We start from the raw sequence: 14176 nt of genomic DNA, 5'->3' as shown, positions 1-14176 counted from the left end.
AGTTCCCTGAGCTATTGTCATTACCCTTTGTTGACATTTATTTGCAAAGGTCGGCCACAGGCCGAAATACGTATTTTTCGTTTTCTCGACAGGTTTCGCGAATGACCATGGCTGCGGCGATGCAAAGCCGGACGGCGGAATCGCCAGCGCGGTCGAAAGCGAGCCGAATCGCGCATGTCGACATCGTCCAAGATCTCGCCCAGGCTGAATTGGTCTGGCGCGCGTTCGAAGAGCCCGGTCATCTCTTCACGCCCTATCAGCGCTTCGATCTGCTGGGCTCATGGCAGCGATCGGTCGGAGAACGCGAGGGCGCCCGTCCCTTCATCGTGATCGCCCGTGACGCCGAGCACAAGCCGCTCGCATTGCTTCCGCTCGTGCTGCGCCGGGGCTACGGTGTGCGCACGGCCTGCTTCATGGGCGGCAAGCACACGACCTTCAACATGGGTCTGTGGAACGCCGAGTTCGCAGCACAGGCGGTCGCCGCCGATCTCAACGCGCTGATCGCCGCCTTGCGTGACCGGGTCGACGTTCTCGCCCTGACGCAGCAGCCCAGACGCTGGCACGATCAACAGAATCCTTTCGTCCTCCTGAGCCAACAGAGCGCCATCAACGGCTGCCCGGTGCTGGTGATGGAACCGGGCGGCCTGCCCGCGTCGCGGATCAGCAACTCCTTCCGCCGCCGGCTCAAGAGCAAGGAGAAGAAACTCCAGGTGCTCGCCGGTTATCGGTATCATCTTGCTACGGCGGACGCCGACGTCACTCGCCTGCTCGACTGGTTCTTCCGCGTCAAGCCGGCGCGGATGGCGGAGCAGAAGCTGCCCAACGTGTTCGCCGAGCCTGGCGTCGAGCAATTCATCCGCAGCGCCTGCCTTGCGCCGCGCGGCGAAGGCCGCGTCATCGACATCCATGCTCTCGAATGCGACGACGAGGTGATCGCGATCTTTGCCGGCGTCGCCGACGGCCAGCGTTTCTCGCTGATGTTCAACACCTACACGATGTCGGAACACGGCCGCTACAGCCCGGGGCTGATCCTGATGCGGTACATCATCGACCGTTACGGCGAGCGCGGCTACCACTCGCTCGACCTCGGCATCGGGTCGGATGACTACAAGCGCATGTTCTGCAAGGACGACGAGGACATCTTCGACAGCTTCTTGCCCTTGACCTCGCGCGGCAAGCTCGCGGCGATGGCGATGTCCTCACTCAACCACGGCAAGCGCCTGGTCAAACAGAACCAGGTGCTGTTCGACCTGGCCCGCCGGCTGCGCCAAGCGTTCGGGTAGCAAATTCGCGTCGGCGGATACCTGTCTTGCAAGCCTTCTCCCGGGCCTATGCCGCGACCACGCGCGGCGTCTCACCGGCATCCGACGGCTGCACCGGCCGCTCCAGCATCTTCACGTCGCTGAACCCGACGGCCTTGAGCTGCTCGCACATCAGCGCACGTGCATCCGCCTCCATCGAGACGTCAGGTACCACGACGGCGCGGGCGTTCGTCGTCAGGAGTTCTGCCGGCAATTCGGAGGCGGCGCCGGCATCGAGCAATACGTAGTCATAGGCGCGCAGCAATGCGTCGACTGCGAGCGTGACCCGGGGCGACTGGAGCAGGCTATGATCGAAGCCGGGGCGTCCGGCCATGACCAGATGGAGCCGCGAGAGCTTGTCGCGGGTGATGATCTGGGCAAACGAAGCCTGCCCCTGCATCAGTTCGGCAAGCCCCGGGGCCGCGGCGTCGACGGAGATCGCCGCGATCATCGGCGAAGACGCGGCAAGATCAACCACGACGACGCGCGCGTCGCGAGCCAGATGCCGGGCGAGCGTCAACGCCGACAGCGTGATGGCGTCGCCCGGTGCGGTACCAAGCACGGTGACCTTCTTCGCGTTCACGCCGGCAGCCCTCAGGCCCTCGGCCAGCTGCGCGATCTCGGCAAATTCGTTGAGATCGGCATCGGCGGTCATGTCCGGCTGGAGCGGCGCCGGATCCAGCTCCACTTGATCCACCACCGGCTCGCGACGGCCCACGGCGGACGCCAGGGTGACGACGGCGCGCGGCGCCGTCTGGCGCAGGAGTTCACCGGTGACGACGAGACCCGACGAAAGCAGAAGGGTCGCCAGCGTCGCGATCAGCACGATCGGCAGCTTCTTCGGATAGGCCGGCGTGTTCGAGACGACGGCACGCGAGATGATGCGACCATCGCTAGGCGCCGTGTCAATGGTCTCGCGGGTGTTGGCCTCGCGGTATTTGGCCAGATACGATTCGAGCAGGTCGCGCTGCGCCTTGGCCTCGCGTTCGAGCGCGCGGAGCTGGACATCCTGGCCGTTGGTCGAGGTCGCCTGCTTCTTCAGCTGTTCCAGGCTCGCCGACAATTCCTGAACGCGCCCGCCAGCGACCCGCGCGTCGTTTTCGAGCGAACGGGCTATCTTGGCAGCCTCGTCGCGAATCTGGTTGTCGAGGTCAGCGAGCTGCGCCTTCAATTCCTTGATGCGCGGATGGTTGCCGAGCAATGTCGACGATTGTTCCGCCAATTGGGCTCGCAACGCCACGCGCTGCTGCGATGGCGTGCGCAACGCCTCCGAATTCAGCACCTCGGAGGCCTCGATCGGCTTGCCGCTTTGGAGCATTTCCTTGATCAGCCGCGCTTTGGCCTCCGCATCCGCCTTCAGCGCACGCGCATTGTTGAGCTGGGTGTTGACCTCGCCCATCTGCTGGTTGGACAGCGTCGTGTTGTTGGTGCCGACGAACAGCGACGATTTCGAACGGAAATCCTCGACCTTGGCCTCGGCATCGGAGACCTTCTTGCGCAAATTCTCGATCTCGCCGGCGAGCCACTGGCTGGCGTTCTTGGCCTGGTCCTGGCGTGCGTTCTGCTGGAGCACGAGATAGCCGTCCGCGATCGAGTTGGCGACGCGGGCAGCGAGATCCGGGTCAGCCGACTGGAATTCGACCACGATCACGCGCGACTTGTCGACGGCGTAAGCCTGAAGGCGATCGTAGTAGGCGTCCAACACGCGCTCTTCCGGCGTCATCGAGAACGGGTCGCGGACGAAGCCGAGCAGCGCGGCGAGCGATTTCAGCGGCGAGACGCCTTGCAGAACCGGATCGAACTCCGGCCGCTCGGCAAGCTTGTTCTTCTTGATGATCTCGCGCGCGAGATCGCGCGACAGGACGAGCTGCACCTGGCTGGTGACAGCCTCGGGGTCGAGCGCTTGCCGCTCCTCAGTGCTGCGATCGCTGCTTGGGCGCAGGAAGACATTCTCGCGACCGTCGATCAGGATGCGAGCTTCCGATTTGTAGCGCGCCGTGATGAGATTAACGATGGCGACGGATGCGACCAGCGCCAGCACCGTCGGCGCGATGATCCAGCCGCGCTTGCGCGCAAGTGCGCCGCCGAGCGCGTGCAGATCGATGTCACCGGATTCGGCCGGCGCCTCTCTTGCGGCGATCGGCGCGGGCCTGGCTTCAACCTTGGGCTTCGTTTCGGGCTTGGCCTCGACCTTGGCCTTCGAAACCGCCCGCTCGATGACGGCCTTGTCCTTGCCGGCACGCCAGAACGCTAAACGCATCGAACACTCCCGAAGGGCAACGCCACTCATCCACCTCAACGGGACCGATTACACTCCATTAAGGTTGCCGCTGGGTTAATCACCCGTCTCGCGGACAGCGCATACGCGCTCGTCACCCTTTGTTAACCACGAGCCCCCTTAATCCATTTCGATATTTCGAGAAATTGTTCGGCAGTCGCCGTCGAGCGCTGGTTGTGATCATGCCCCCTTCTCCCGACCGGTCGCTCCGAATCCTGCATGCCGTGCGCGCGCCGGTTGGCGGCATTTTTCGGCACATCCTCGACCTCGCCAACGGTCAGGTCGCTCGCGGCCACCATGTCGGGATCCTCGCCGACAGTCTCACCGGGGGCGAACGTGCGGACAAGGCGCTGGCCGAGCTTGCGCCGCGGCTGAAGCTCGGCGTGCACCGGCTTGCGATCCGCCGCGAACCCTCGCCGGAGGATTTCCTGGTGTGGCTGCGCATGCAGCGTCTGATCGCCACGCTCAAGCCCGACGTCATGCACGGCCACGGCGCCAAGGCCGGCGCCTTCGTGCGGATGCGACGCCGCGCGAACGACACCATCCGCATCTACACGCCACATGGCGGCTCGCTGCACTACCCGCTCAACACCCTGAAGGGCGAGTTTTACGCGCGCCTCGAACGCACGCTGCTCCACGCGACGGACCTGTTCCTGTTCGAGAGCGCTTTTGCTCGTGACACCTACCAGCGCATCGTCGGCACGCCCGAAGGGGTGGTTCACTGCGTCTTCAACGGCGTGACGCCGGAGGAGTTCGAGCCCGTCGTCACGGCCGACGACGCCACCGACCTCGCCTATGTCGGCGAATTCAGGCACATCAAGGGCGCTGATCTGCTGGTTGATGCGGTGGCGCTCCTGCACGAGCGCGGCAAGAAGGTCACGTTGACGCTCGGCGGTGACGGCGAGGAGACGGCGGCGTTGAAGGCGCAAGTCGAGCGCCTCCACCTGACGGAGGCAATCCGCTTCATCGGCCACGTCAAGGCGCGCTACGGCTTTTCCAAGGGGCGGCTGCTGGTGGTTCCCTCGCGCGGCGATTCCATGCCTTACGTCGTGATCGAGGCGGGTGCGGCCGGCATCCCCATGATCGCGGCGCGTGTCGGCGGCATCCCCGAGATTTTCGGTAGCGATAGCCCGTCCCTGTTCGCCGCCAGCAACGCCGAAGCCATGGCCGAGGCGATCGCGGCCGCACTGGGGGATCCTCAGGCTACAGCGCAACGCGCATCCGCCTTGCGCGAGCGCATCTCGGCGCATTTCTCCCAGCAGGCCATGGTCGACGGCGTGCTCGCGGGCTACCGGGATGCATTTGCAAATCATTAACCATCCTTAAGCCGGTTTTAGAGAATCTTCCGATTTGTCCGATAATCGAGCGCCAGGGGATGCACGCCCGGGGCGCAAAGCGGCGCCACGGGTTTTCGGAATGGACATGGACACGCGTGGAACCGCTCAACGCACGCTCGATGCTCGACGCCGCAACCAGTGCCGTGGCGAAGCCGGCTGAGTCAGCCTTCGTCGAACGCCGTCGTCGGCTCACTCCGGCGGCGCTCGATGTCGTCAACCAGAAGGTCGCCCGCGCCTATTCGCCGATCGTGATCGCCGGGTTTGCGCGCGTGATCGATTTCGTACTGCTGAGCCTCGTCGGCATCGCCTTGTATATCGGTTACGTCGTGCCGGTCGTCGGCTTCAGCTGGGTGTATCCCACGGAGATCGCCGCCGTTGCGATAGCCGCCGTGGTCTGCTTCCAGGCTGCGGACATCTATCAGGTACAGCTGTTCCGCGGGCAGCTCCGGCAGATGACACGGATGATCTCGTCCTGGTCGTTCGTCTTCCTGATGTTCATCGGAATCTCCTTCTTCGCCAAGTTCGGCAGCGAAATCTCGCGGCTGTGGCTCGCTGCGTTCTACTTCCTCGGCCTCGCCGCGCTGGTCGCCGAACGACTGATCCTCCGCTCCCTGGTGCGGAGCTGGGCCCGGCAGGGCCGGCTCGACCGCCGCACCATCATCGTCGGCTCCGACAGCAACGGCGAGCAGCTGGTCGAGGCGCTGAACGCGCAAGAGGATTCCGACATTCACGTGCTCGGCGTATTCGACGACCGCAACGACAGCCGCGCGCTCGATACCTGCGCCGGCGCGCGCAAGCTGGGCAAGGTCGACGACATCGTCGAGTTCGCCCGCCGCACCCGCGTCGATCTGGTGCTGTTTGCACTGCCGATCTCGGCGGAGACGCGCATCCTGGAGATGCTGAAGAAGCTCTGGGTGCTGCCGGTCGATATTCGTCTCTCCGCACACACCAACAAGCTGCGCTTCCGCCCCCGCTCCTATTCCTATCTCGGCGAGGTGCCCACGCTCGACGTGTTCGAGGCGCCCATCACCGATTGGGACCTGGTGATGAAATGGCTGTTTGACCGTATCGTCGGCGGTCTCGCGCTGCTCGCAGCCCTCCCCGTGATGGCGCTGGTGGCGCTGGCGGTGAAGCTGGACAGCCCCGGTCCGGTACTATTCCGCCAGAAGCGGTTCGGCTTCAACAACGAGCGTATTGACGTCTACAAATTCCGCTCGATGTATCATCACCAGGCCGACCCGACCGCCTCGAAGGTCGTGACCAAGAACGATCCACGCGTCACCCGCGTCGGCCGCTTCATCCGCAAGACCAGCCTCGACGAGCTGCCGCAGCTCTTCAACGTGGTGTTTTCAGGCAATCTCTCGCTGGTCGGCCCGCGTCCACACGCGGTACAGGGCAAGCTCCAGAGCCGCCTGTTCGACGAGGCCGTCGATGGCTATTTCGCGCGCCACCGCGTCAAGCCGGGCATCACTGGCTGGGCCCAGATCAACGGCTGGCGCGGCGAAATCGACAACGAAGAGAAGATCCAGAAGCGGGTCGAGTTCGACCTCTATTACATCGAGAACTGGTCGGTGCTGTTCGACCTCGTCATTCTCCTGAAGACGCCGATCTCGCTGCTGACCAAGAACGAGAACGCGTACTGAGTTTGCATCGCGCCGGCTCGGGCGCCGGGGCAATGACTGCGAGTTTTGTGGCGTACCAATAGCGTGAGCGCGTGATGGCGTATGCGGCAACAGCCGGTGGAATGAAACTAGCCGCACCGGCCGCGCCCGGCGTTCTGGCCCTTCAGCGCGCGCTGGTGTGGCTGGTCGGTGCCTCCGGCGCGATCGTCTTCATCGAGCCGAGCCCCTACGAGATGGCGACGCTGCTCGCCACCGTCGCCTTCTTCGCCACCGGCCTGCGCCTGCGGCTGGTGCTGATGCCGCTGGTGCTGGCGCTGGTCCTGCTCAATGTCGGCTACACCATGAGCGCGATCCCGCTGCTCGATCAGTCCGAGGTCGCAAGCTGGATCGCGACCTCCTGGTACATGGCAGTAACGGTGGTGTTCTTCGCCATGGTCACCTCCGAGGACACGGCGGCGCGGCTCGACATGCTGCGCCGTGGCCTCGTGGCCGGTGCGATGGTCGCCTCGCTGTCGGCGATCGCGGGCTATTTCAACCTCGTTCCCGGCGGCCACGATCTGCTGACACTCTACGAGCGTGCACGCGGCACGTTCAAGGACCCGAACGTGCTCGGCGCTTTTCTGATCCTGCCGGCGCTGTTTGCCCTCCAGAGCGTGGTTTCGGACAAGCTCGTCAAGGCCTTCCGCAATGTCATCGCCTTCGGCATCATGTCGCTGGCGATCCTGCTGGCCTTCTCGCGCGCCGCCTGGGGCGGACTGATCCTGACTTCGGCCTTCATGCTGGCGCTGATGGTGCTGACCAGCCGCACCAATGCGCAGCGTTCGCGCATCATCATCATGGCCATTGTCGCAGTGGTGCTGGGCCTGGCGCTGATCGCAGTGCTGCTGTCGTTCGACTCCGTCGCCGAGATGTTCAAGCAGCGCGCGAGCTTCGACCAGAGCTATGACGAAGGCCGTTTCGGCCGGTTCGGCCGGCACATCCTGGGCGCGCAGATGGCGCTCGACCTGCCATTCGGCATCGGCCCGCTGCAATTCCACCGCTTCTTTCCTGAAGACACCCACAATTCCTATCTGAACGCCTTCATGTCCGGCGGCTGGCTCTCCGGCGTATGCTATCCCGCGCTGGTCTTCACCACCGTCATCACGGGATTCCGCCACATCTTCGTCCGCGTGCCCTGGCAGCGCGCTTATCTTGCGATCTTCGCCGCCTTCGTCGGCACCGTCGGCGAAAGCTTCGTGATCGACACTGACCACTGGCGCCATTTCTGGATGATGCTGGGCGCGATGTGGGGCATGATCGCGGCCGCGCAAGCTTACAAGATCAGGTCTGACGAGGACGCTTCGTCCGCTTGAGTTTCAGCGCTGGCCTCTTCTCGGGCGCTGTGTCGATCAGCCCCTTCAGCGTCGCTGTCGCAGCAATGATGCTTTTGTAGCCCTCGTTGGCGAAGCGCAGCAGCAGCCGCAGTTCCTCGTCCGAATAGGCATTGAACATCTTCTCCATCGCCTGCTGCATCGGCACGTAGAGTTGGCCGATCTTCATCGCGGTCTCCGGCACGACGGCGATATAGACCTTGCGGCGGTCAGTCTCGTCCCGCTCGCGGCGCACCAGCCCCGCCTTCTCGAGCCGATCGACGACACCGGTGATGGCCCCGGTCGTCAGCCCCGTGACTTCGGCGAGCCGGCCCGCGGTCACGCGTCCCTCGAGATAGAGGATGTCCATGCATTCGAGATCGGAATTGGCAATCCCGGCCACGTTTGCCACGGCTTGTCCGTAGAGCACGCCCTGCGCAGAGGACCTGCGCATTGCCTCCTCCAGTTCAGCCAACAACGCCGCGCGCGCTTTCGTCCTTGACAAGGTCGGCCCCATATCTTAGTCGATATATATCTTAGCCACTAAGAGAATTAGCGACCGTAATTTCTCCTAACACCACGGAAACGTCGGGAGCAAGCCTATGTCATATCGTCCCCGCAAAGCCCTGATCATCGGTGCCGGCATCGCCGGACCCGTTGCCGCGATCCTGCTGCGCCGTGCCGGCATCGAATCGGCGATCTACGAAGCCTGGCCTTATTCCAAGGGCATCGGCGGCGGCCTGCAGATCGCGCCGAACGGCATGCATGTGATGGACGAGATCGGGCTCGCGGACGAGCTGATCAGCCGCGGCTCCATCGCGGAGTCCTTCGACTTCTACTCGCAAGAAGGCCGGCTGCTCGGCTCGATGAACCGCGACATGGCGCGGCGTTTCGGTCAGCCCGCCGTCAACATCTCCCGCGCCGCGCTGAACGAGATGCTGATCGACAAGGCCTGGTGTGCCTGTGTCTCGCTCTATTTCGACAAGCGCCTGATCAAGATCGCGGATCGCGGCGATCAGCCTGTCATCGCCTATTTCGCCGACGGCACGACGGCCGAGGGCGACTTCCTGATCGGTGCCGACGGCGTGCACTCGATCACGCGGCGTCAGGTGGTGCCTGATGGTCCCACACCGTTCAACACCGGCCTGATCGGCTTTGGCGGCTTCGTGCCGCATGCGGTCCTCCGCGGCCGGGAGATCGGCCGCCGTGTCGAGACCACTTTCGGCCAGAGCGGCTTCTTCGGCTACGGATATTGCAGCCCGGACCCGAAGGACGGCGCGATGTGGTGGAGCACGCAACCGGCGCACGGCATGGATGCCGCGATGTTCCGCGCATTGGACGCGCAGACCTTGAAGCAGCATCTGCGTGGTTTCCATCGCGGCTGGCACGATCCGATCCCTGATATCATCGACGCCGCCGAGAACATCGTGGTCACCGATACGCTCGACGTCGCGACCCTGCCGACCTGGTCGCGCAAGCGCTCGCTGCTGATCGGCGACGCCGCGCATGCAACCAGCCCGCATGCCGGCCAGGGCGCCTCGCTGGCGCTCGAAGATGCGATGCGGCTCGCCCGTCTGATGCAGGAGGGCCAGGAACTGAGCGCTACGTTCCAGGCCTTTGAGGCGGAGCGGCGCCCGCGCGCGGAAAAGATCGTGGCCATCGCCCGCCGCAACGGCAACAACAAGCGCGAGTTGAGCGCCGCCGGCGCGTTCATCCGCAATCAGATGATCAAGTTGCTGTTGCCGCTGGGATCGAAGACCATGGATTTCATGTACGCATATGATGCGCGGGCGGCGTAGCTTGTTATTCACCCTCTTCCCGTTCTTACGGGAAGAGGGTTGGGGTGGGTTGCCTCAGCGCTGACAATAAGAATTGGACTCGCGGAGAGCCCCCTCACCCGCCACGCTTCGCGTGTCGGCCTCTCCCCGCAAGCGGGGCGAGGCGAAGAAAGCACTTATGCTTCCACCTCGAACGTCAACCCGGCATTGTCCCGCAGCCGCTTGATCAGCTTGTGCTGCATCGCTGCGCCGGGCGTCCAGAAACCGGCGGCAACGTCTGTCGTGTCGCGCAGCATGCAGATCGCGCATTCGGAGATCATCTTCGAGGTCGAACCGTAGCCGGGATCACGGTCGCCTGTGACGCCGGCGCGGACCATGCGGCCGTCGGGCGCGATCGCGACATAGAGCAGATTGAACAGCCCGTTCTCGCGCTCTTCCTTCGTCGGCCCCTCGCCCGGCTTCGGCGCGCTCGGGCCGGTCTTCTCGGCGTTCGCCGCCATCACGCGCTTGGCGTTGGCCTCGCCTTTCTCGCCGGGTCCGGTCAGAACCATCTCGTCGTAGACGAAGTCCTGGCCGTAGGGAAAGCCCATCAGCATGTTGGAGCGATGGACGTTGCGGGTGTTGATCAGCGCCATCATGAACGGCGCGGCCCAGGATTGCAGGTCGTCCTCGAGCAGCGGCTTGTTACCCCTCGGCTGCTTCGGTCCGGTGAAGCCGGGCGTCAGCGCGAACGGATCGTTCAGGATTGCGACGAGGCTGATGTCCTTGGCGACCGCATCGAAGGTCGCCTTGGCGCTTGCCGCGGTGCCGCCCGAGAGCGTGCCGCGCATATCGCGCACGCGGCCCTTCACGCGCGCCGCCGGAGCCCCGAACGCGCGTTTGGCCTCTTCCTGCACGAAAAACGTACCGAGTTCGAACGGCACGGAGTCAAAGCCGCAGGAGAACACGATGCGCGCGCCGCTGTCCTTCGCAGCCGCCTCGTATTTGTCGATCATCTGCCGCATCCAGATCGGCTCGCCGCAGAGATCGAAATAGTCGGTGCCTGTGGCGACGCAGGCAGCCAACAGTTCCTCGCCGTAGAGCTGATACGGACCGACCGTCGTGATGACGGACATCGTCCGCTCAGCCATCGCCCTCAGCGAGGCGGCATCCGACGCATCGGCCACGATCAGCGGCGTATCGGCGGGCGCGCCGATGGCGTCGCGCACGGATTTGAGCTTGTCGAGGCTGCGGCCCGCCATCGCCCATTTCAGGGAGACGTCGCCCTTGTAATGCGCCGCCAGATATTCGGCGACGAGCCGACCGGTGAAACCGGTCGCGCCATAGACAACGATGTCGTACTTCGCGGAGCTCATGACTGGCCTTTATTTCTTTGCGTAACTCACGCCCATGCCGGCGCGGACGTCGCTTTGAATTCCATAGGGCGGGATCGGATAGCGCAGGCCGTTCTTGGCCAGCGCCTTCATGCCCTCGATCGCCTTGGCGAGATGATGAGGCTTCAAGGCCATCAGCATCTCCTCGTCCGGCACGCCGCCATAGCGCCGTTCGGCATAGCATGGCAAGGACAGGCTGGGCTCGCCGGTCTTGAGCGCCCTGCCCCAGGAATCCGCGCAAGCGGTCTCGCCGACCACGCCCCATTCGAACTTCTTGTAGCCGGTATATTGCAGCCCGTTGATCAGGATGATCATCTGCCCGGGCGTGGCATAGACGAGGCAGATATCGGGCGGATCGAGCCGGCCACTGGCGAGCGGACTGACGGCGAGTGCCTGATAGTGCCCGAACGGAACCACATCCAGCGCTTCCTGGCGCTTGCGCGCATCCTCCGCCGTGCCGTGCCAGACACCGACATAGTTTTCGCCGGCGAGCCATTTGTCGTCCTGTGGCGCAAGACCGATCACCGCGCGGCACTGCGCGCCGACGAGATCGTCGCCGGTGATGCCGACCGTCCAGCCGAGCCGCGAGGCCATGCTGACGATCTGGTCGGTGGTGTGGATTGCATTCGGCCGCCGTATCTTCGGGATCGCCTCCATGTCGGCGGCGCGCGAAAACAGCTTCATGCCTGTGACCGTCGTCTTCAGCCGCAACAGGCTGTTGAGATCGGCCACGAGGGCGGCAAGATCGATCGGACCGGTGGCTTGCTGCTGCATGGATTCCTCCCGACGCGGATCGTTGCACTTCTGCGGTCTGTTCTAGTCCTTGGCCGGCCCGGGAAGCAACTCGCCGGTCCTGCCCATCAGGCGGTAGGCCAGAAGGCCGATCCACTCGCGCACGGCCACATCGGTTCGACCAAGGCCGTCCGCGCCGATATTGGTGAAAGAGAACAGATCGTCACGACCGCCCATCCGCCAGTCGACGGGATAGGCTTGGACGTCGAAGCCCGCTTTGCGGAAAATGCCGATCGAACGTGGCATGTGGTAGGCCGACGTCACCAGCAGCCAGTGTTCGCCCGGCTTCGGTGCCACCGAACGTTTCGTGAAGATCGCGTTCTCGTAGGTGTTGCGCGAGTCTCGTTCCACGATCAGGCGCTCTTTCGGGATGCCGATGCTTTCCAGGATCGGCACGGAATAATCGGCTTCCCTGGCGTCGGTCGAGACCAGGTTCGCAGAGCCTCCGGTGAAGACGATCCGCGCATTGGGATAGCGGCGCGCTAGATCGGCCGGCGCGAACAGGCGATCGGCTCCGTGTGAGACCACCGGCGTGTGATGCGCCGCGGAGAGTTCGGTATCGACGGAGCCGCCCAGCACGATGATGCCGTCGGGCGCACCGCGCGCCGGATCCCACGGCGGAAAGCGCGATTCCAGCGGATAGAGCAAGAGATTGCCGAGCGGCGAAAATGCGGCGAGCGCGAGCAGAACGAGCGTCGTCGCAGCGAGTTTCCGCCCGAGCCCGGCAAAGCGCGTTGCCATCAGCACCACCGAGATGATCCCGAGCTCGACCAGAAGATTGATCGGCAGCACCGCAGCGCCAAGCGTCTTGGACAGAACGAAAAACAGGGGAGCCTCGCTGAAATGATCGTGCCGGCGACACGCAGGCTTGACCCGCCCGCCTGTCTTCAGAAATCTTCTTGGAAGAGGATCGATTGCCGGGTCAAGCCCGGGCATGTCAGGTTCTCATGACGAGTTCTGATGAAACCGGATGGACGCGGCAAATGACCCATCACCACCTGCATTCGAGCCCCGAAACCTGCCATTGGGGCTTCTTCGAAGCCGCGCTCAAGCCCGTTCTCACAGTCGCCAGCGGTGATGAGGTGACCATCGATACCGTCAGCGGCGGTCCCGACGTTCTGCCCGACCGCAGCAAGTTTCACATCCCGCCTGAAATGTTCGAGGTTCACGCCAGAAACGAGCGCATGCTCCCCGGCCACATCCTCACCGGTCCCGTCGCGGTCGACGGCGCCGAACCCGGCGACGTGCTGGAAATCGACATCCTCGACGTCCAGCTGCGGCAGGATTGGGGCTGGAATCTCATCAAGCCGTTGTCCGGCACCCTGCCCGACGAATTCCACGAGACGCGCATCCTCAACATCCCGCTGGACCGGTCGCGGATGGTCGGCCGCATGCCCTGGGGTCTCGAGCTGCCGCTGAAGCCGTTTTTCGGCGTGATGGGCGTGTCCCCGCCGCCCGCCTGGGGCCGCATCTCCTCGCTGATCCCGCGCGCGATGGGCGGTAATCTCGACAACAAGGAACTCGGCGCCGGCGGCAAACTGTATCTGCCGGTGTTCGTTCCGGGCGCGATGTTCTCCTGCGGCGACGGCCACGGCGTGCAGGGCGACGGCGAGGTCTGCGTCACCGCGATCGAGACCGCGCTGCAAGGCCGCTTCCGGCTGACGCTGCGCAAGGATTTGAGGTTCGATTATCCGCGCGCGGAAACCTCGACCCATTACATGACCATGGCGATGGACCCCGACCTCGACCAATGCGCGGTGCGGGCGCTGCGCGACATGATTGTGCTGCTCGGCGAGATCAGGGGCCTGTCGCGCGAGGACGCTTATACGCTGTGCAGTCTCGCGGCCGATTTGCGGGTGACCCAGACCGTCAACGGCTCCAAAGGCATCCATTGCATGATCGAAAAGACGATCGTGCACGGCTGAGCCGGCTCGCACCTCCTGATCTGCCGACGCCACACCGCCGCGCGGCCAATCGCGCGGAGCGCGCGATTGCGTCCTTTTTTCCTAGCGATTCCAATGTGCTGAACCACCGTCACAACCCGGATTTGACTTCCACCCCCGAACCTAAATAGAGTCTTAATCGTTACTTTTATGTACCCGAGTAAGAGGCTAGCGTTCGGGCCATGGCCACCGAAAAAGCCGAGACTGACCGCATTCCCGTAACCCTGGCGCTCTCGACCATCACCTACCTGGAGAAGTTGGTGAGACAGGGCACCCACGGCACCAGCGTTCCCGGCGTCGCACGTACCTTGATCGAAGAAGGCATCCGTCTCGCCATCAAGGACGGGCTTTTGTCGATTCGCGACAATGGCAGGACGTGAACGCGCGCCGGACGTGAAGCGGA

Annotated in this window: 12 protein-coding genes; 7 read left to right on the top strand and 5 right to left on the bottom strand. The window is 64.1% G+C overall.

What is annotated here, in order from left to right; genetic code table 11:
• Positions 1–101 precede the first annotated feature (101 nt).
• Positions 102–1283, top strand: a complete 1182-nt coding sequence (locus ACVWZ4_RS27840) for a GNAT family N-acetyltransferase (protein WP_456741597.1) — start codon at positions 102–104, stop codon at positions 1281–1283.
• Positions 1284–1329: 46 nt separating this feature from the next.
• Here the strand turns inward: ACVWZ4_RS27840 and ACVWZ4_RS27835 are convergent, their stop codons facing one another.
• Positions 1330–3561, bottom strand: coding sequence for a GumC family protein (locus ACVWZ4_RS27835; protein WP_456741596.1), 2232 nt, complete (start codon positions 3559–3561; stop codon positions 1330–1332).
• Between the two features lie 200 nt (positions 3562–3761).
• Between ACVWZ4_RS27835 and ACVWZ4_RS27830 the strand changes: the two genes are divergently transcribed.
• The 3 genes from ACVWZ4_RS27830 (at position 3762) to ACVWZ4_RS27820 (ending at position 7890) form a co-directional block, all read left to right on the top strand.
• Positions 3762–4895, top strand: a complete 1134-nt coding sequence (locus ACVWZ4_RS27830; protein ID WP_456741595.1) for a glycosyltransferase family 4 protein — start codon at positions 3762–3764, stop codon at positions 4893–4895.
• A gap of 116 nt (positions 4896–5011) precedes the next feature.
• Positions 5012–6559, top strand: a complete 1548-nt coding sequence (locus ACVWZ4_RS27825; protein ID WP_456741594.1) for an undecaprenyl-phosphate glucose phosphotransferase — start codon at positions 5012–5014, stop codon at positions 6557–6559.
• Between the two features lie 74 nt (positions 6560–6633).
• Positions 6634–7890, top strand: coding sequence for an O-antigen ligase family protein (locus tag ACVWZ4_RS27820; protein ID WP_456735326.1), 1257 nt, complete (start codon positions 6634–6636; stop codon positions 7888–7890).
• On the opposite strand, the gene ACVWZ4_RS27815 is transcribed toward ACVWZ4_RS27820, so the two are convergent.
• Positions 7859–8341: a MarR family transcriptional regulator gene (locus tag ACVWZ4_RS27815; protein ID WP_456703870.1), complete on the bottom strand. Its 483-nt coding sequence runs from the start codon at positions 8339–8341 to the stop codon at positions 7859–7861. The genes ACVWZ4_RS27820 and ACVWZ4_RS27815 overlap by 32 nt on opposite strands.
• Positions 8342–8489: 148 nt before the next feature.
• Here ACVWZ4_RS27815 and ACVWZ4_RS27810 point away from each other — a divergent pair, with 148 nt between their 5' ends.
• Positions 8490–9686 (top strand): FAD-dependent monooxygenase, encoded by a 1197-nt coding sequence (locus tag ACVWZ4_RS27810; RefSeq protein WP_456735327.1) that lies wholly within the window; start codon positions 8490–8492, stop codon positions 9684–9686.
• A 155-nt stretch (positions 9687–9841) separates the two neighbouring features.
• Here the strand turns inward: ACVWZ4_RS27810 and ACVWZ4_RS27805 are convergent, their stop codons facing one another.
• From ACVWZ4_RS27805 to ACVWZ4_RS27795, 3 genes are read right to left on the bottom strand one after another with little or no spacing between them, the layout of a single operon-like run.
• Positions 9842–11020, bottom strand: a complete 1179-nt coding sequence (locus ACVWZ4_RS27805; protein WP_456763664.1) for a saccharopine dehydrogenase family protein — start codon at positions 11018–11020, stop codon at positions 9842–9844.
• A gap of 9 nt (positions 11021–11029) precedes the next feature.
• A complete protein-coding gene (locus ACVWZ4_RS27800) occupies positions 11030–11812 on the bottom strand; it encodes a DUF169 domain-containing protein (protein WP_456741592.1) in 783 nt (260 codons plus the stop codon).
• Between the two features lie 42 nt (positions 11813–11854).
• Positions 11855–12658 carry a YdcF family protein gene (locus ACVWZ4_RS27795; protein ID WP_456742276.1) on the bottom strand — a complete coding sequence of 268 codons (804 nt, stop codon included), beginning with the start codon at positions 12656–12658 and terminating at the stop codon, positions 11855–11857.
• A gap of 155 nt (positions 12659–12813) precedes the next feature.
• Between ACVWZ4_RS27795 and ACVWZ4_RS27790 the strand changes: the two genes are divergently transcribed.
• Both ACVWZ4_RS27790 and ACVWZ4_RS27785 read left to right on the top strand, forming a co-directional pair.
• On the top strand, positions 12814–13755 hold the full coding sequence (locus tag ACVWZ4_RS27790) for an acetamidase/formamidase family protein (protein ID WP_456703874.1): 942 nt from the start codon (positions 12814–12816) through the stop codon (positions 13753–13755).
• A gap of 200 nt (positions 13756–13955) precedes the next feature.
• Complete coding sequence (locus tag ACVWZ4_RS27785) at positions 13956–14153, top strand: hypothetical protein (RefSeq protein WP_007603456.1); 198 nt, start codon at positions 13956–13958, stop codon at positions 14151–14153.
• Positions 14154–14176 lie beyond the last annotated feature (23 nt).

The organism is Bradyrhizobium sp. USDA 4472 (assembly GCF_054058595.1).
This window is presented reverse-complemented; position numbering and strand designations above follow the sequence as displayed.